Origin of the sequence: Salegentibacter sediminis, from assembly GCF_002078605.1 — a bacterium.
Taxonomy (GTDB): Bacteria; Bacteroidota; Bacteroidia; order Flavobacteriales; family Flavobacteriaceae; genus Salegentibacter; species Salegentibacter sediminis.
The window spans coordinates 26745-45368 of record NZ_MSJR01000010.1; the positions used below are offsets into that span (position 1 = coordinate 26745).

Below are 18624 nucleotides of genomic sequence, written 5' to 3' on the forward strand. Positions count from 1 at the left end.
GAAGGAAAAGAAGATTAGACTTTTTTATATTAGAGGAGGAAATTAAAGTGAATGGCCGGTTAAGGGGAATAAATAAAGTCAGAAAGTTTGAAAAAAGATCATCCCGGATATGATACCAGCATGTGGAAAGGAGCACCTCTACAGAATTTTTCTAAGGCTAGAAAATTGAGAAGGGATATGACTTCTGCCGAGGAAATGTTATGGGAATATTTAAGGAATAATCAACTAGGTTATAAATTTAGGAGGCAGCATCCAGTACATTATTTTATTGTCGACTTTTACTGTCATCAATTTAAACTCGTTATCGAAGTCGATGGGGGATATCATAACAGCAAGCAACAAAAAATTGCCGATAAAGAGCGTGAAGAATTACTTGAATTTCAAGATTTACATATTATAAGGTTTACGAATGAAGAGGTTATTGGGAATGTGAAAGGGATTATACAACGAATCCTGGAAAAGATAAATGAATTGAAATTGTAAATATTATTAGGACTACTTTTCCCGCCACCCGTTAGGGTAAGGGGCGGAGCGGGAAAAGAGTAGAGAAATCTTCGTTTCACCCCTCCCGATAGCTATCGGGATCCTAGGCAATTATGAAATCTTCAAGCTTTAAGATTTAAGTAGTTGTAGTCCTTAAAACAGGGCGTTGACTTCGAGTGTTTTTTATAAAGCGATAGCGGAATAAAAAAAGTATCGAGAAGTCCTGATAAGTAAAAACTTCTAAGCTGTTCTCGATACACCTTTTCTACGCTAGCGCTTCGAAAAGGCACTCGAACCCAACGGTTAAGTTAATAAAGAGCGGGAAAAGAGTAGAGAAATCTTCGTTTCACCCCTCCCGATAGCTATCGGGACTAAAGGGAGCCGAAGATTTCTATTCGAGAACTAAAGGAAGGATTTCACATTAAGTTTCGCCCTTTTCCCGCCACCCTTTAGGGTAAGGGGTCAAGTGGGAAAAGATTTCTATTCTATACCAGGAAAACCAAATAAACAAGCTTCGAATACCGAATTAACAAATTAACTATTTCTAAGACTAATAATCATACATGTATACTATTTTCAAAGCTTTTACTATATTTTTAATTTTGGGATCTTTGATCCCTTTTTCTTTGTCGGCACAGGATTCGTTTTCCGGCGGTGTGAAGCTTAGCGCTTACTATGATGGTACAGAGAAGGGTTTGCCTTTCTGGATGTATCATAATCAGCGGGGGCGGGTTTCCGAATTCACCGATCTTAGCGGGCTGGTAAACGCCCAATATCGCCTGGACCTGGGGACGGGGACGCAGCTGGAGTTTGGATTGGGAGCGGCGTATGATAATGCCGGTAGGGATGAGGTTTTCCCGGATGAAATTTATATGCAGTATAAAAATCCCTGGCTTCGGGCTTCGTTGGGCATAAAACAAAAACAGCAGCACTACCAGGGTCTGAGCGCTTCGGATGAGAATATCCTCTGGAGCACTAATGCAAGACCGATGCCGGGGCTGGAGCTGGAAACCAATGGGCCTGTATTTATTAACAGGGCTCAGAGCTGGGGCTTTGAAGCCCGCTGGGCGGAATATCTGATGGAAAAAGACCGGCATGTAGAAGGGGCTAAGCTGCATCATAAGATGTTCAGGCTGGTACACGATGCCGGGAACGGTTGGCGCTTTAAGGTCGGCATCCAACATTTTGCGCAGTGGGGCGGGACCTCTCCCGACAGAGGAGAACAACCGGAAGGTATTGAGGATTACTTCAGGATTGTTACCGGGAGGGCTGGAGGGGAAGCTGCTCTGCAGGGAGACATAAATAATGTTCTGGGAAACCATCTGGGTTCCTGGGAAATCTATGCCGATAAACAGTACCAGGATTTTAAGTTGAGCTTTATCTATAATAATATTTTTGAAGATGGCTCCGGAAGTCGGTTCGACAATTTTCCCGATGGACGTTATGGGATTTATTTTGAGAATGATAAAAAAGACCGGCTTCTGAATGCTTTTATCTATGAACTTTACTACACCCGGGACCAAAGCAATGATGTGAATCATTGGGGAGCAGATAATTACCTGGGGCATAGTGTGGCCTATTATTCCGGCTGGACCTATAAAAGCCGAATCCTGGGGGCTCCTTTTTTTAAGTATGATGAGAAACAGCAGCTTATCGTCAACAATAAGTTCATTACACATCATTTTGGCTTTGGCGGTCAGGTTTCTACTTTCTGGAATTCTTATCCCTATAAACTGCTGCTGAGCTACGCCCATAATGAGGGTACTTTTCGAAGAGATTTGCCCTTCGGAAATGAGGATGTGCTCCATATCTTCGGGGAAACCCTGCTCCTGAATGATCCTTTCCAGGTGAGTTTGATGCTTTCGGCAGATATCAACAGCAATTATAATCCGCTTTTTGGGGTGGGAGTGAGTTTGGAGCGGAGGTTTTAGATTCAGTTGTCGGTTCTGAGTTCTCTGTTGTCGTTTTTGTCCCTGACCACGATTAAAACCGTGGTTTGATCGAGTTTTGGCGTTTTAGAAATCTTCGTTTTGAAGAAGAAAGGTTTGGAACTTCTAAGCGGTTCTAGATACAATCCCGATTTACATCAGGATCAGTTTTGAGTTGTGGGTTCTCTCTTTCCGGTTCGTCATTGCGAGGAAACATTTGACTGAAGGAGAATGTTGACGTGGCAATCTTTTGGTTGGGGGATTGAGAGTAGCATCTGAATTTATATTTGTAAGGGCTACCGGGATTGAAAAATCCCTCTACCCCGACCCTAAAGGGAGGGGATTTTTCTTTAAAACGGAAAATTCAAATTCTTATCACTTTCAGATATTGTTCAGCAAAACTTATTGATTATTGTACTTTTTCCGCCACCCTTTAGGGTAAGGGGTCAAGCGGGAGAAGACTTAAAAACATTTTCTTTCATAAATAGTTGGCTTAGGTGGTCAACCTATATCAGGGACATACAGCGTTCTTACTTATAAACAGTTCTCGATACACCTTTGCTCCGCTATCGCTCTACAAAGGCACTCGAACTCAACGGGCTTTGTTAGAAGAGAGGAGATTGTGCTTCGGTAGCTATCGGGATCGGTTTTGAGTTGTGGGTTCTCTGTTCCCGGTTCGTCATTGCGAGGAAACATTTGACTGAAGGGAAAATGTTGACGTGGCAATCTTTCTGTTGTGGAATTGAGAGTGGTATCTGAAATTTTTGTTGGATCCCCTCTCCCGAATCCATTCTGTTAACTATTTATCTCGACCATGGTTTAAATCATGGTATGCTGAGTGTTTGCACCTGCCTGCCTTAACCCCACCGTCTTTTCCGCTACCGCGAAAATGTCACCTCCCTTTGCAAAACTTCTGCGAGCTTTGAGTAAAAATACGTTATTTTATTACCTCATTTTTACCAGCTAAATTATTATTCTCTGGATTAAAGGAACTTTTGGAATTGTCTGCCCTTTCATTTTTTGCTCGCCCAAAAAACGAAACAAAAAAGGGCGTCCTATGTGCAGGTATTTTTTTGGCATATGCCTTCCTCTTCCTCTGGTCGTCGGAGGCAGAAAAAACCGCAGATCGGAACCTAAATTTTCTCCAAGGCTTCGAAAATTTTTAACGGTCCCAACCTGCTACACTCACATAGGAAATTCGCTTTGCTCAATTTTCTAATCGAATCCCGATTCAACGAATTAACCCGCGGCCATCTTTTTGTTGAGGAATTGAGAGTCGATCTCTCCCTGCCGTGAAGGGAATCATTCAATATTAATTATGCTCCTCTTCTTCTCAGGATGAGATTCCTCCTTCGTCGGAATGACAATGGGGAAAGACTTTTGGGGAAGATTTTAATAATCAGATGGGATTCCGGATCAAGTCCGGAATGACGCCTTTCGGATAAACTTCCTTCCTGCATCCCTTCATCACTCCATTGTTTTAACACTTAGCCTAAAAGAAGCCGAAGGTTTGAGGCCTTTTTCCTGTTGGCGAGTTTTTGGGTTCTCTGTTGTTCATGGTTTAAGCCCGTCATTGCGAGGAAACATTTGACGGCAGGGAGAATGTTGACGCGGCAATCTTTCTGTTGGGGAATTGAGAGTCCGCCTCTCCCTGCCGTAAAGGGAATCATTAAATATTAAGTAAGCTCTTCTTCTTTTTAGGATGAGATTCCTCCTTCGTCGGAATGACAATAGGGGAGGTAAACCCAAAAAAAGAAAGAATTAGAGCACCTCCCTGGTCTTCACTACTACCGAAAATCCCATTTCGGGGAGGATGAGGCGCATTTGTTTTTTCCCGACTTCCCGCACGATGGCTTCTTTGCCCTCCAGGGAACCATTGTTGATCATAATCTTATCACCGGGGGAGATCTCGTTTATTTCCATCTGCTCAACCTCGTCGTTGTTGAGCCATTTCTCAATGGTTTCTATCTCGTGGTTGCGGACTACCGCCGGTTTCCCGAGCCAGTGCATATAGCGCACGACTCCCGGGACATTAAATACCAGGTTGCGTTGCTTTTCACGAAGTTTTACGAAGACATAAGATTTAAAAAGAGGAGTGCTTACCTTTTTCTTGCGATCGCTCCATGTACGAAGCTCGGTGATCATCGGGCAATAGACCTGGACCCCTAATTGGTCCAGCCGCTGCGCGACTTTTTGTTCCGATCTCGGTTTAGTGTATAAGACGTACCACAACATATTATCTTTATTTTGCGCGCTCTCCATGGATAAGCGCTATTATGCCGGCGACACTAAGTCGCCGTTGCGAATCCGATTTCATCAGATACGGGAAATAAAGACCTTCTTGTAGGGTGTCTCAGAAATGAGGAGAAAAAGGTCAGTTAGTTAGTCAGACAAAATTAAGAACATTTTATGATAATCAGGCTTTTTTTCCGGGGTTTTCTGCGGAAGATCCCGGAGGGGTTGGGGCTGAGATTGTTGTGGGGTTCTCTGTTGTCTTTTCTCTTTTATTCTTGGTTTAAGGTCGTCATTGCGAGGAAACATAGGACCGTAGGGAGAATGTTGACGTGGCAATCTTTTGGTTGGGGTAAAGGCTTGTTGGTATGTTCCGAAATGCTAAACTTCCGTCATCCCGGACTCGATCCGGGATCTCATCCTGTTTTGCTGAGGCGATTGGGTGAGCTTGTTTTCGAAGATCTGTCCTTCCTTGTTAACTCTCAAAATTTCACTTCTATTATGAGACCCTGAATCAAGTTCAGAGTGACGTTCAATTAACTCCGTGCGGTTGAAGCTCGTCATTGCGAGGAAACATTTGACTGGAAGGAGAATGCTGCCGTGGCAATCTTTTTGTTTGGGAATTGAGAGTCCGCTTCCTGCAGTAAAAGTCATTTCTGCTCTTCTTCTTAGCAGAATGAGATTCCTCCTTCGTCGGAATGACAATGGGGAAGGACATTTGGGGAAGATTTTATTAATCAGATGGGATTCCGGATTATCCCGATAGCCTTCGGGACGGAATGTCGCCTTTCGAATTAACTTCTTTCCTGGATCATATCTCCCAATAAAAAATTCCATAACCCACAAAAAACTCCTAATTTAGGCCTCTAAAAAATATTTCATGCTTGCAAAACTAGAAGAGGCTTATCATTTTATTTTTGAAAAAGCCTTAATAAAAGAAATATCAGAGGTAGGGATCCTAAAACACGTGGAAGCGGGGGAAAAGATCATCGAGATAGGCGATTATGTGAAGATGATGCCGCTGCTTTTGGAGGGGGCTATCAAAATCATGCGGGATGATAAGGATGGCGACGAACTGCTGTTATATTTCCTGGAGCGGGGCGATACCTGTGCAATGACCCTTTCCTGTTGTATGGGACAAACCCGTAGCGAAATTCGTGCAGTGGCTGAACGCGATACCAGCCTTATAATGATTCCTATCGAAAAGATGGAAGAGTGGACTTCAAAGTATAAGAGTTGGCGTAATTACGTCTTTGAAAGCTATCACGCCCGACTTACAGAAATGCTGGATACCATAGATACCATTGCCTTTATGAATATGGACCAGCGGCTAATGAAATACCTGCAGGACAAGGCCAAGATCAATCAGCATGAAATCGTAAACAATACTCACCAGCAAATAGCCTACGACCTTCACACCTCGAGGGTGGTGATTTCCCGTTTACTTAAAAAACTGGAGCTGGAAGGTAAAATAAAACTTCAACGCAATAGCATTGAGGTACTTCAGCTTTAAATTGTAGCGAAAAAAGCAGTATCTTTTCATAAGTTTTCCAAAAGCCCTTGCTAATATGTTCTTGTGTAACCCTTGTTACTGTAACCGGGCGCTCAAGGCAGTACTTTTGCAGCGGTAAAAACTAAACTAAACTTATGGAAATAATTGAAATTTTGGGTTACGTTGGGGCGTTGACCATCGGAGTTGTTTTGGGACTAATTGGAGGTGGAGGATCGATTTTAACCGTACCGGTGCTGGTGTACCTGATGTCGGTTAATCCTGTTACCGCTACCGCTTATTCCCTTTTCGTGGTAGGCTCGTCTTCCCTGGTGGGTGCGATAAAAAACATGAAAAAGGGATTGGTAGACCTTAGAACAGCGATAGTATTCGCTATTCCTGCATTTATCGCCGTTTACGTTACCCGAATGTACATCGTGCCGGCTATTCCAGAGCATTTATTTAATGTTGCCGGTTTCGAGATCACCAAGAATATTGGGATCATGCTCTTTTTCGCGATCATTATGATCCTGGCCTCTATCTCGATGATTCGGGAGAAAAAATCTTTAAAACCGGAACCTGCAGAGGTGTCTTATAATTATCCCTTGATTATTGTGGAAGGGGTAGTGGTAGGAGTACTTACCGGAATTGTTGGTGCCGGAGGTGGATTCCTTATCATTCCTGCGCTAGTGCTGTTAGCAAAGCTACCGATGAAAAAAGCGGTGGCAACATCTCTTCTTATCATCGCGGTAAAATCACTTATCGGATTTATAGGCGATGTGCAGAACCTGGAGATAGACTGGCCATTCCTGCTTATCTTTACTGCGCTTTCTATAGCTGGTATTTTCCTGGGAGTTTATCTGAACAAGTTTATAGACGGAAAGAAACTGAAAAAAGCTTTTGGTTGGTTCGTGCTAATTATGGGTATTTACATAGTTTGGGCTGAATTGGCGTAAGCTTTTCTGTTCTTCGATTTTAAATATAAAAAAGAACCTTCTCTTTCCTAAGAGGAGGTTTTTGTTTTTTCAAAAGCACAAACTTCAAAAACCAGTTCGGAAAAAGGTTCACTGGGAACTGAAGACTTCCTGATTTAAAAATGATTTCTAGCCTTGGCTTCGAGTGTCCCGCCGGGAGTCGGGATATTTCCTCCATCACTTAGTCACCAAATCAATCAATTCCCCAATTAACCAAACCCCCAATTCCAAACATTACAAGCTCACTACCGAAAGAATACCTGATCAAGATCAGTTCCTCCAAAAATTTCTCTGTCAGTGTAACCCTCGTTACAAGGCTATTAGTTAACTTTAACTAAATTAGTGCAAAATTAAAATACTATGAATTCCAAACATCAGATACTTATTATAGGTGCCGGTACCGGTGGCCTAATGATGGCTTCACGCCTTAAGAGAAAGCATAAAGATTTAGATATCGCGATTATTGATCCTGCCAAAACCCATTACTATCAGCCTGCCTGGACGCTGGTAGGAGCCGGGACTTACGATTTTGAAGATACAGCAAGACCTATGGCCGATCTTATTCCGGGAGGAGTAAAATGGTATCAGGATAAGGTTACCGCGATGGATCCCGACAGTAATTCGGTTTCTACAGAGAAATCAGGGGAGATCAAGTATGATTACCTTGTGGTCTCACCCGGACTTACTTACGATATGAGCCTTGTGCCCGGACTTTCCGAAGCAATAGATAAAGGCAATGTTTGTTCCAATTATACCGATCCTAAACATACCCTGGAGGTTCTTAAGAACTTTAAAGGAGGGACCGCGCTGTTCACCCAGCCTACCACCCCGATTAAATGTGGGGGAGCGCCACAGAAGATTATGTACCTGGCAGAAGCATACTTTAAAAAACACGGACTGAAAGATAAGACCAATGTGGTTTTTGCTACCAATGGAACCGTGATCTTTGCCGTGCCTGAGATCAAGGAAACCCTGATGAAAATTGTAGACCGGAAGAATATCAACCTGAAATTCTACCATGCTCTTAAAAGAATAGATGCTGAAAAACAAATCGCATGGTATGAACTTGCGCCTGAAGCCTACGAACATAACCCTGCTAAACTAAAGATAGAGAAAGATGGAAATATGGTGGGTATCCATTACGATATGCTTCACCTGGCACCACCATCGGTGGCTCCTGAATTCGTAAGGAAATCGAAACTCGCCAATGCTGAAGGCTGGCTGGATGTAGATCATCATTCCCTGCAACACAATAAATACCCGAATGTTTTTGGCCTGGGTGATGTTGCTGCCCTGCCAACCGCGAAAACCGGTGCGGCCATCAGAAAGCAGGTGCCCGTAGTACTGGATAACATTGAAAAACTGATGAAAAATAAAGCGGCCGATAATAAGAAATACAATGGGTATTCTTCTTGTCCGCTGGTTACTGAATACGGGAAAATGGTGCTGGCAGAATTTGATTATGACAATAAATTCACCCCCGATCCCGAATTAAAGAAAATGCTCATCTTCGATTCTTCGAAAGAACACTGGAGGTTATGGATGCTTAAAAAATACGGTCTCCCATACCTGTACTGGAATAAAATGTTAAAAGGGAAGGATGTATAGAAGAGCTCCGGTAATTTGAATCTCAAAGCGAAGGATATTGCTTATGTGGGTTTACAGTTGACGCTGTTTTTAAGTTTTTTATTAGATATTTCGCTTCTAAACTTCAGATTACCGGTATGGATTGATTATTTATTGCTACCCCTCATCTTTTTAGGTGCAGGGGTAGTCATTATAGCGCTGCTTCAACTTAAAACCAACCTTTCTATCTTCCCAAGTCCGCTAAACGGCTCTCAACTAATCACCCACGGACTTTTTAAATATATCCGGCATCCTATTTATTCGGGGATCCTGCTTACGGCTTTCTCGCTGGCGTTTTATCTGGGTTCGGGTTATAAATTACTAATCGCCTTTCTATTGCTTATCCTCTTTTATTTTAAAAGTAGTTATGAAGAAAAGCTATTGCTTCAGAAATTTCCTGAGTATAGGGATTATATGAAGCGCAGCGGAAGGTTTTGGCCTGGGGGTTAGTTTTTGTAAATGCCTGCCATTCCGTAGACTTCTAAGTACAAGCGGCCGGCTCGGCCTCAATCCATCCCCATTAATATCCCCCAACTAGCTTCGCGCTCTTTACTAAACCTCTGCGAGCCAATCCCTAGTTAACCAATTAACCACTCCCCAAATAACGAATCCTGAAATAACCAAATTCTCCCCATAATTAATGCTGGAATTATAGCGGAAGCCCTGGATTTTTTTCTAAATTTAATATCCCAAAATCGGGCTTGTTAAAGACCCGAAAAATATATACTTGATGGAGAATCTGGATTATGCAAGGCTGCAAATGGCCTTTACCCTTGGCTTTCATATAATTTTTGCCTGTATAGGGATGGTGATGCCCTTCTTCATGGTGGTTTCACACCACAAATGGTTAAAGACCCGTAACCCTATTTACCTTAAACTCACCAAAGCCTGGTTGAAAGGGGTAGCTATATTTTTTGCAACCGGAGCGGTTTCCGGTACGGCATTATCTTTTGAGCTCGGAATGCTCTGGCCGGAGTTTATGAAACACGCGGGCCCTATTTTCGGGATGCCGTTTTCCCTGGAAGGAGCGGCTTTCTTTGTTGAAGCCATAGCGCTTGGCTTTTATCTTTACGGTTGGAAGAAGCTGCCAGAAAAATTTCACTGGTTTACCGGGATCATCGTGGGCATCGCCGGGGTGGCCTCGGGAATCCTGGTTGTTTCGGCAAATGGATGGATGAATGCACCTTCCGGATTTGATTATATCAATGGGGAGTTTCTTAATATTGATCCCGTGCAGGCGCTGCTCAATCCTGCCTGGTTCACCCAGGCCCTGCACATGACCCTGGCTGCCTTTGTAGCTACTAGTTTTGCGGTGGCAGGAGTGCACGCGCTGCAGATCTTCCGCGGAAAAAATATCGAACTGCATACCAAAGCCTTTAAAATTGCGATTGTATTCGGGGCTGTGGCCGCATTTTTACAACCGCTGAGTGGTGATCTTTCCGCTAAGGATGTGGCAGGGCGCCAGCCTGTGAAGCTTGCCGCTATGGAAGCCCATTATGAGACACAAAAAGGAGCTCCGCTTTATATCGGCGGAATTGTGGATGAGGAAAAGCGGGAGGTTAGCCACAAGATCGAAATCCCGGGAGCTTTATCCTTTCTGGCCTTCGGCGATTTTGATGCTGAAGTAAAAGGCCTGAACGATTTTCCCGATGACGAATTGCCCCCGGTAGCCATTGTGCACTATGCCTTTCAGCTAATGGTTGGCCTGGGTACTTTGCTGATGCTTGCCGGGCTCGTCTATTTTATCAGCCTTAAAAAGAAACACTGGCTTAAGAGTCGAAAATACTGGTTATTGTTTATCATCACTGCGCCCATGGGCTTTATCGCCCTGGAAGCCGGTTGGGTAGTGACCGAGGTGGGGCGGCAACCCTGGATTATCCACCAGGTGATGCGTACCGAAGATGCTGTAACCCCTATGCCGGGAATGAAATACAGTTTCTTCTTTTACCTGTTTTTGTATATTATACTGGGTATTACCGTGACCTGGCTTATGAACCGGCAGATGAAAGCCCTGAATAAAGAAGAATAATTATGTTGTATATCGTGCTTTTTTTCCTGTTGTTTTCTCTCCTGCTATATGTGCTGCTTGGCGGCGCCGATTTTGGGGCAGGGATCGTGGAATTATTTTCTTCCCGTAAAAATAGAAAGGTTACTCGTGATACGATCTACCGGGTGATGGGACCCGTTTGGGAAGCTAATCATATTTGGCTTATCATCCTGCTGGTAATCCTGTGGGTAGGTTTTCCGGCCTATTTCAATGTGATGATGATCTATCTCCATATCCCACTTATACTGGTGTTGCTTGGGATTACCATAAGGGGTGTGGCTTTCGTTTTCAGGCATTATGATGCGGTGGTAGACAGCTCACAAATTTGGTATAACCGATTATTCCGGATTGGGAGTTTGGTCACGCCGGTATTTCTGGGAATGTCTTTTGCCTCCCTGATAAGCGGAAAAATAATCATTACTGATGATTACACCAATTACGGTTTTTATGACCTGTTTATGGAGCCCTGGCTTCATCTTTTTGGTTTGTTGATAGGCTTGTTTTATGCAGCCCTCTGTGCTTTTCTCGCTGCCAACTACCTGATAGCCGAAACGGAAGGCGAGGTGAGAAAGCTCTACAGGAAGAAATCGGCCCTGTACACGGTGGTGTTGGTAGTGTTGGGATCTGTCCTGCTTATTTACGGGTATTTTGCCGGGTTTATATTCATAGAGGATTTTATCCATAATCCGATTTCTTTGATTAGTGTTGGAATCTCAGGTTTATTGTTGATCCCATTATGGCGAAGTATAAAAAGTGGAAGCAAGATATGGAGCCGCTACCTGGCAGGTTTACAGGCGGTACTGGTTATGTTTGCCGCTATTATTGCTCATTTCCCTTACATTATCATTACTGCTGAAAAAGAGCTGAGTTTGCTGGAGAATCTGGCGCCCGAAGCTACAATAAATAACCTCGCGTTAATGTTGCTTATAGGGGGATTGGTAATTCTGCCCGGATTATTTCACCTTATGAAAAGTTTTAATATGATAAAAATTCTTAATAAGTCTAATCCTAATTAGCTATCAGGAATCAAAGAATAAAGAAGTATGAGTACAGCCTCAAAGAGTCATTGGGAGAAAGTATATGAGAGTAAGAAATATGAAGAAGCCACCTGGTACCAGGAAAAGCCGGAAACTTCCCTGGAAATGATTGCCGCCCTGGACCTGCCTTTAATCGCGAGAATAATTGATGTTGGGGGAGGTGATTCTAACCTGGTGGATTACCTTATGGAGGAAGGATACCGGGATATTTCGGTGCTGGATATTTCAGAAAAGGCGCTGGACCATGCCAGGGATCGGTTGGGAGTAAAGGCAGAACAGATAAGCTGGATTGCTGCCGATGCAGCCTCTTTTGAACCGGAAAAGATGTACCACCTCTGGCACGATCGTGCTGCTTTTCATTTTCTAACAGAAAAAGAACAGGTGGAAGGATATATAAAAAACCTGGAACGTGCTGTGAAACGCGGGGGTTTTGTGGTGCTGGCCACCTTTTCTGAAAACGGCCCCACCAAATGCAGCGGTAGGGAGATCAGGCAGTATTCAAAAGAAGAGCTGAGCGCCCTCTTACAAGAAAAATTTGAAACCCTGGAGTGCAGAAATGTTGATCATATCACTCCCTCGGGAGGGAAACAGAACTTTACTTTCTGCAGTTTCAGAAAAAAATAGAAGAATTATGAAAGATTTTTGGAATGAACGTTACTCGGAAAAAGAGTATGTCTACGGAAAAAAACCAAACACTTATTTTCAGGAGAAGTTGGATGAGTTAAGACCGGGAAGGATCCTTTTGCCGGCAGAAGGGGAAGGAAGGAATGCGGTATATGCTGCCAGGATGGATTGGGAGGTTTTTGCTTTCGATATTAGTAAGGAAGGAAAAAAGAAGGCCCGAAAACTAGCCCGGGAATACAAGGTCGATTTTGACTATCAGGTGGGGAAGCTTGAAGAGCTGGATTATAAAAAAGAAGAATTTGATGCTGTCGCACTCATTTTTGCGCATTTCCCGAAAGATATCAGGGAACATTACTTTCAGCAATTCGATAAATACCTTCGACCGGGCGGAGTGGTGATTTTTGAAGGCTTCAGCAGAGAACAAATAGAATTTCAGAAGCAGAACCCGCAATCGGGCGGGCCCAAAGATGCTGAAATGCTTTATACCAAAGAGGAGCTGGAAGCGGCATTTAGCGGGTATAAATTTGAAGAATTTGAAGAGCTGGAGGTCGAACTGGAGGAAGGAGAATATCACAAAGGCAAAGCCGCTGTAATACGATTTCTGGCCCGAAAAGCCTAAAAATCTGCTGTTTTATATGTACCTTAGATAATGATAAACACAAAAATCAATTAAATATGAAAAATGTATTTTTAAAAAGCATGTTTGTCGGGTTGGTATTTATGTTTTTTGCCTGTGGAGAAACCAGTACCGTGGAATCTGGAACTTACCAGGGCACCGTGGATGAGGTAGAACCCGAAAAAACGGAGATTTATGTTAAAACCGACGACAACAAAACCCTTGAACTGTACTTCACCGATGAGACCGTACTAAGTAGAGGCGGGAACGAGGTGGAATTCTCTGAACTTCAAAAGGGACAGAAAGTAGAGGTAGAAGTGGAAAAGGTAGGAAAAAGATTAGATCCTATTTCAGTAAAAATCATGGAATAACCAATGCAGGAAATCCCCGATTTTTGGAGGACAGAGGTTTTTCATCCTCTGTCCGTTCATTTTCCTATAGCCTTACTTCTTGTAGCCACTTTATTTAAAATTGTTTCGCTCTGGAGCAGGAATAAGCTCTGGCCGCAGGCAGGAAGTATCCTTCTAGGCTTGGGCATCCTCGGAGCCTGGATCGCTATCTATACCGGGAACCAGGCCGATGGCATTGTCTCCCGTCAACTCTGTGATCCCACTGTTTTGAAGGATCACGAGAACCTGGCTTATATTACGGCCTGGATTTTCACCGCTGGCTTTGCTTTAGATCTGGCGCTTACTTATGGTATGCTTAATTTCAAAAGAAACATATTTAAATTTATCCTGGTTCTGGGAATGTTAAGCGGTTCAGCTCTACTGGGCTATGCAGGACATTTAGGAGCCACCCTGGTTTACCAGCAGGCGGCCGGGGTTTATACTCCTTCTGAAGATTGCCAGGAGTTTAATTAGCATCTCGTAAAGCCTGGCGCAATTTTTATCAGAATATAAGATTAAAAAAAAGGGCTGTCTTTTTAGACAGCCCTTTGCATTTTCATAACTCAAAAGTTCCTAATGGAACTCATAATCTGTACCGGGAACGGTAGAGAAGGAGTTAGGGCCTAAGTGTTCACAATAAGCTCGTTTCTCCAGTTTTGGTGATACCGGGGAGTTTTCCCTAAGGTACTCCTCAACAACATCATGGATGTAATAATCCTTAACCTCTACATCTTTAACATTTGGCATACGGCAAAGATTGTCCAGCGGATCGCCCGGGCGCACACAGGCCGAGATGGTATAGTACTCATCATCTTTCATCTCCTCTCCATTTACTTTAACCGAGTTAATTCGTTCGCCCTTTTTCCCCTGGCTGTTGAAATCGACTTCCATTCCTGAGAAGCGCACCAGCCAACCTCCAAAACGTTCGGTAGCTACCTGGGCAAAGGCGTTGTGCATTTCACTTTCCAGCCACTCCTTGATCTGTTTTCCTGTAGCTTTTCCGGTTTTCACTTTTTCGTTTACGGGTAGCAGGTTCCAAAGGTTTGCCCGGGTTATAGGGGCCGGTTTGCCATCTTCGGGTACAATTGGATTTCCGAATCGGAAACCATTTGAAATAGAGATGTCGGCGCCGGTCTTCCAGCGGGCGGCATCGGTGATCATATTGTCCATAGGGTTTTCTACGGTTAGATACCGGTAGATAGGAGTTGTAGTATAGCCCACTACGGTTTCCAGGTGTTCTTCATAAGGCTCTTTGGCTTTGTCTACCAACTCTGCAATCTGTGGATCGGCCGGGTATTTTTCAGGGTCTACATCCATCAATTCATAATCTTCTTTTACGATCTTTCCGTCAACAAAATACAGGTCCATTTTCCCAACAAAAGAACCAAAGGCTCCGGGCTCGGTCACCCTGGCATATTTTCCCTGAATGGGTTCACGAACACGTTCGTGAGTATCGTTACCCAGAATGTAATCCACATCTTTTACAATTGGATTGCTGGCTAGTTCTACCTGCTTAAAGATCCCAAAGTGGGTCACCAGGAATAGTGCATCCACACCTTCCTCGTGCTTTACTTTTTTGATGAGGTCCTTGACGCTGTCATCAATTCCGCTGAAATCGATTCCTTCACTAAAGATAGGATTCTGGCGTACAGGTACATCGGGATCGTTTATACCGATAAATCCGAGTTTCACCCCGTCTATCTCCTTGATCCAGTAAGGAGGGAAAAGCTCTTTCTTTTCCCCGTCATCGTGGAACATATTCTGAGCGATGATAGGTTTTTCAAAGCCTTGCATCACATTCATCATCACTTCTTTTCCATATACCACTTCCCAGTTTCCTGGAACGATGAGATCATAATCCATATTTTTAATGATATCGGGAAAGATAGCTCCTTCTGAAAGTGCTGCATAACCACTCCCCTGGATAAGATCGCCTCCGTCAATAATTACGGTATTACCGGGATTCTTGGCTTTTTCTTCCTTAAATAGAGTTTGGATATGAGCCAGGCCACCCCGATCTCTAAAGATAATACTGTCGTTTTCCCAGAATAATTCCGGGTGCGGATCCAGCTGTCCATGGATATCGGCGGTTTGTAGTATGGTGATCTTTGTGGTGTCAGTTGGAACTGCAGCCTCTTTATCGCCATTTGAACCGGAAATACTGTTGCAGGAAGTAAGTCCCAAAGTAATTATTCCCAGTCCTAAAAGCATTGAACTTAATTTAAATGTCATTTTTTAGTTTTTAGTGATTGATACTTAGTGATTAGAGTCCGAGGCTATAGAAGCCTTTTTTCTGAAGTTGGAGGTTGTGCAGAATCCCGTTTTCTACTACGGTCATTTCCTTAGGAATCTCATTGCGGTCTACCTCGAATTTATTCAGGGAGAAACCACAGGCAACCAATTCTACGCCTAATTTACTGGCTTGCTCCACGAAAGGAGTCATTTTCGGTTTATTGGTTAACTGAGAAATATCCTTACCACAAACGATCACCTGGAACTCTCCAAAGTGGTCGCCGTCCTCTTCAGCAAGTGCTTCGGCGGTTAGCAGGATAGGTTTTAACTGATCTACTTTCTTGGTAAGCACCACATAATCTTTATTATGATCGTGGTTGGGTTGTTCCTGTGCAGCTACCTGTGTACTGAATAAAGTGAGGAACATTGCGAAACTGCTTAATAAAATAGTCTTCATTTTAGTATAGAATTTAATACGCTTTTGCGTGTGGTTATTATAATTTTTCGTTTTTACTCGATAATCGAGATTTAAATGCTCAGAGGCTTGCCTCTATTTTAAAAAAATCTGAATTATTCTTCCTGGGCTTGCCACGGGGTTCTTGATTTAAAATCGTTAAATATGAAAAAAATGAGTCCTCCCATAATTGCGATATTTTTAAAGAGCGGTCCCAGGGTGTTAATCTGGCCTACCTGCACGGTAAGCGTTATTGGCAATAATACAAGGGCCAGAATAATTGCTGAATAGCGGGTTTTAAAGCCGATTAATAAAGCAAATCCGGCAAGAAGCATTACCACTCCGGAGAGGATAACCAGTAATTCTGGATTTCCAAAAAAGTAGGCTATCCCTTTAAAGTTGGCCTGGTCTATCCGGTTTACGGTCTTTTCTACATTCAGCAGGTGGTTAAAACTTGCTACGAGGAAAATCCCGCTAAGCAACACCCTGAATATTTGAACCGAACGTCGGTTTACTAATATTTTAGTTGTCATTCTGTATTAAAGTTATGAAAGTAATTTATTATAGAGTCTTCAGAATCAATATTCTGTAGACTTTTATAGCTATTATGCAATCAAAACTTTTGGAGGGGGATAGAATTTATCGTGATATGCTGAAATCACCGCGGGGTTTCGGTAATCATAATACTGAAAATTTGGCTCGGCTTGAGGTGCTGGCCAATATATATTGGAAAAATTAAAAGGAGAATTACAAATAGCCTCGGCATTGATAACCAGTATATTTGATGATTGTTCAAAGTCGGCCGGTTTATTTTCTTCGGAAAAATTCAGGAAGGTGTTTTTACAAAATGTGTTCACCCAACTGGTATCTTCGGATTCTAATATACTTCCGAAGAATTTAGCATCAAGCATGAAGAATTTTCCCAGGAAGACCAGGGCAAAGAAAACAGCTATGTAAGATTTAATTTTCATCAATTAGCAGCCAAATATAAACTTTGAGAGTGAAACATGATGTGACTAATGTTACACAGACCTGTAACCCTTGTTACTGATTTCGGATTTTATTTTAGCTTCTTTCGCAAGCCCATTCCAGAAAAACTTTATATATGAATTATTTATTAAAATGGCCTTTGGCCCTGTTTTTATTATTGCTGAATTTATCAGTTTACTCCCAGGAGGAGCATCATGAGGAATCCCAGGAACCTGAGCATTTGCGGGATATTTTCAGGGAGTCCCATTTGCATGGGCACATCAGGAATTATTTTATGAATACCATAAACCGTGGCGATCTAAAGGACTATTATACCAATGCTACCGGGGGAGCAGTTGGCTTTACTACCGGAAATTATAAAGGTTTTGAAGCCGGGGTAAAAGGGATTTTTACTTATAAAACTTTCGGGAACGACCTGGGAATGGAAGACCCAATAACGGGTAAAAATGCCAGGTACGAATACGAACTCTATGATGTACTTAACAAAGGAAATTTTAAGGATCTGGATAGATTGGAGGAATTGTTCATTCGATACAGGTTTGGGAATTCTTATCTTACCTACGGAAAAATAGAAACCGAGTACACTCCCTTGCTAAATCATAGCGATGGCCGGATGAAACCTTTTGCCCATCGTGGAGGCTGGGCGCATTTCAATTTTGGGAGACGGCATCAGTTCAATCTTGGCTGGCTAAACGGGATGTCTCCCCGGGCCACCACCGAGTGGTTTAACTTTGAAGAAGGGCTGGGACTTTTTTATAATGGTTTTCAACCCAACGGGGAGGAAGCTCACTACCACGAGTATTATGAGTCTTCCGGAATGGGAATATTCAATTATAGATACCGTAGAAACAATATTAGCTTTAAAGTTTATGATTTTTATCTGGATAAGGTAATGAATACCCTGTGGACCGAGGTGGATTATGAATTTAATGATTTCAACCTGGGAATTCAGTATGTATACCAGTCGCCATTTTCTTACAATGAGGAGCTGGCCTACGAACATCGTTATGTGCAGCCCGGGGAGAACGGGCAGGTGCTGAGCTCACAGCTTAGCTGGCAAAGATCCAGGTTGCGCTTTGCGGCCGCCTATACTCACGCCTTTGATACGGGCCGCTTTTTATTTCCGAAGGAATTGGGAAGGGACCATTTCTTTACTTCTATCTCCCGTTCCCGCCTGGAAGGAATGGGCAATGTTGATATTGTTGCTTTAAAAGGAGAATATACCTTTTTAAAGCCCAATCTGCATTTGGGCGTGGAGATGCAACAAATTCTGGGCGCCGAACCGGGAGAATTCAAATACAATAAATATAATGTTGATGAGTCTTTTCAGGTGAATACCCACCTGCGTTATAATGTAGAGGGATTCCTTGATGGGTTAAGTTTCGATCTATTGTGGGTGTACAGGGAAAACCAGAATCACCTGGATGCAGAAAGTATCTTTAATAAAAGTAACTTCAACCAGATCAATTTCGTTACGAATTTTTATTTTTAACAAAATTATCT

General features: G+C 42.9%; 19 protein-coding genes. 13 read left to right on the top strand and 6 right to left on the bottom strand.

All coding sequences use genetic code 11. The features are described 5' to 3' along the window. The first annotated feature begins 87 nt into the window (after positions 1–87). Positions 88–483 (top strand): endonuclease domain-containing protein, encoded by a 396-nt coding sequence (locus BUW93_RS13050; protein WP_232778364.1) that lies wholly within the window; start codon positions 88–90, stop codon positions 481–483. A gap of 563 nt (positions 484–1046) precedes the next feature. After that, positions 1047–2414, top strand: a complete 1368-nt coding sequence (locus tag BUW93_RS13055) for a capsule assembly Wzi family protein (RefSeq protein ID WP_081212181.1) — start codon at positions 1047–1049, stop codon at positions 2412–2414. Between the two features lie 1758 nt (positions 2415–4172). Here the strand turns inward: BUW93_RS13055 and BUW93_RS13060 are convergent. Beyond that, on the bottom strand, positions 4173–4646 hold the full coding sequence (locus tag BUW93_RS13060; protein ID WP_081212243.1) for a UpxY family transcription antiterminator: 474 nt from the start codon (positions 4644–4646) through the stop codon (positions 4173–4175). 378 nt (positions 4647–5024) lie between these two features. After that, complete coding sequence (locus BUW93_RS15055) at positions 5025–5348, bottom strand: hypothetical protein (protein WP_198537018.1); 324 nt, start codon at positions 5346–5348, stop codon at positions 5025–5027. A 175-nt stretch (positions 5349–5523) separates the two neighbouring features. On the opposite strand from BUW93_RS15055, the gene BUW93_RS13070 reads away from it, so the two are divergent. From BUW93_RS13070 to BUW93_RS13115, 10 genes are all read left to right on the top strand, one after another. Further along, entirely contained in the window at positions 5524–6156 is a 633-nt protein-coding gene (locus BUW93_RS13070) for a Crp/Fnr family transcriptional regulator (RefSeq protein ID WP_081212183.1), read from the top strand. Between the two features lie 134 nt (positions 6157–6290). Beyond that, entirely contained in the window at positions 6291–7088 is a 798-nt protein-coding gene (locus BUW93_RS13075) for a sulfite exporter TauE/SafE family protein (RefSeq protein WP_081212184.1), read from the top strand. Positions 7089–7466: 378 nt separating this feature from the next. Next, positions 7467–8714 (top strand): NAD(P)/FAD-dependent oxidoreductase, encoded by a 1248-nt coding sequence (locus tag BUW93_RS13080; RefSeq protein ID WP_081212185.1) that lies wholly within the window; start codon positions 7467–7469, stop codon positions 8712–8714. 15 nt (positions 8715–8729) lie between these two features. After that, positions 8730–9182 carry a methyltransferase family protein gene (locus tag BUW93_RS13085; protein ID WP_081212186.1) on the top strand — a complete coding sequence of 151 codons (453 nt, stop codon included), beginning with the start codon at positions 8730–8732 and terminating at the stop codon, positions 9180–9182. A 280-nt stretch (positions 9183–9462) separates the two neighbouring features. Continuing rightward, positions 9463–10761 carry a cytochrome ubiquinol oxidase subunit I gene (locus tag BUW93_RS13090; RefSeq protein WP_081212187.1) on the top strand — a complete coding sequence of 433 codons (1299 nt, stop codon included), beginning with the start codon at positions 9463–9465 and terminating at the stop codon, positions 10759–10761. A 2-nt stretch (positions 10762–10763) separates the two neighbouring features. Beyond that, positions 10764–11795 (top strand): cytochrome d ubiquinol oxidase subunit II, encoded by a 1032-nt coding sequence (locus BUW93_RS13095; protein WP_081212188.1) that lies wholly within the window; start codon positions 10764–10766, stop codon positions 11793–11795. Between the two features lie 27 nt (positions 11796–11822). Beyond that, positions 11823–12440 carry a class I SAM-dependent methyltransferase gene (locus tag BUW93_RS13100; protein WP_081212189.1) on the top strand — a complete coding sequence of 206 codons (618 nt, stop codon included), beginning with the start codon at positions 11823–11825 and terminating at the stop codon, positions 12438–12440. A 7-nt stretch (positions 12441–12447) separates the two neighbouring features. Further along, complete coding sequence (locus tag BUW93_RS13105) at positions 12448–13059, top strand: class I SAM-dependent methyltransferase (RefSeq protein WP_081212190.1); 612 nt, start codon at positions 12448–12450, stop codon at positions 13057–13059. A gap of 56 nt (positions 13060–13115) precedes the next feature. Beyond that, positions 13116–13427, top strand: coding sequence for a hypothetical protein (locus tag BUW93_RS13110; protein ID WP_081212191.1), 312 nt, complete (start codon positions 13116–13118; stop codon positions 13425–13427). Between the two features lie 3 nt (positions 13428–13430). Further along, a complete protein-coding gene (locus tag BUW93_RS13115) occupies positions 13431–13919 on the top strand; it encodes a DUF2231 domain-containing protein (protein ID WP_081212192.1) in 489 nt (162 codons plus the stop codon). Between the two features lie 99 nt (positions 13920–14018). Here BUW93_RS13115 and BUW93_RS13120 read toward each other — a convergent pair whose 3' ends face one another. The 4 genes from BUW93_RS13120 to BUW93_RS13135 all read right to left on the bottom strand — a co-directional run bounded on the left by BUW93_RS13120 (position 14019) and on the right by BUW93_RS13135 (position 17102). Then, the gene (locus BUW93_RS13120; RefSeq protein ID WP_081212193.1) at positions 14019–15677 is read right to left on the bottom strand and encodes a bifunctional metallophosphatase/5'-nucleotidase; all 1659 of its coding nucleotides are present in this window, start codon (positions 15675–15677) and stop codon (positions 14019–14021) included. 31 nt (positions 15678–15708) lie between these two features. Continuing rightward, positions 15709–16134 carry a DsrE family protein gene (locus BUW93_RS13125; protein WP_081212194.1) on the bottom strand — a complete coding sequence of 142 codons (426 nt, stop codon included), beginning with the start codon at positions 16132–16134 and terminating at the stop codon, positions 15709–15711. 113 nt (positions 16135–16247) lie between these two features. Beyond that, entirely contained in the window at positions 16248–16664 is a 417-nt protein-coding gene (locus tag BUW93_RS13130) for a DoxX family protein (protein ID WP_081212195.1), read from the bottom strand. Positions 16665–16736: 72 nt separating this feature from the next. Beyond that, positions 16737–17102: a hypothetical protein gene (locus BUW93_RS13135; protein ID WP_081212196.1), complete on the bottom strand. Its 366-nt coding sequence runs from the start codon at positions 17100–17102 to the stop codon at positions 16737–16739. A 134-nt stretch (positions 17103–17236) separates the two neighbouring features. Here BUW93_RS13135 and BUW93_RS13140 point away from each other — a divergent pair, with 134 nt between their 5' ends. Beyond that, on the top strand, positions 17237–18613 hold the full coding sequence (locus tag BUW93_RS13140) for a hypothetical protein (RefSeq protein ID WP_081212197.1): 1377 nt from the start codon (positions 17237–17239) through the stop codon (positions 18611–18613). The last annotated feature ends 11 nt before the right edge of the window (positions 18614–18624 follow it).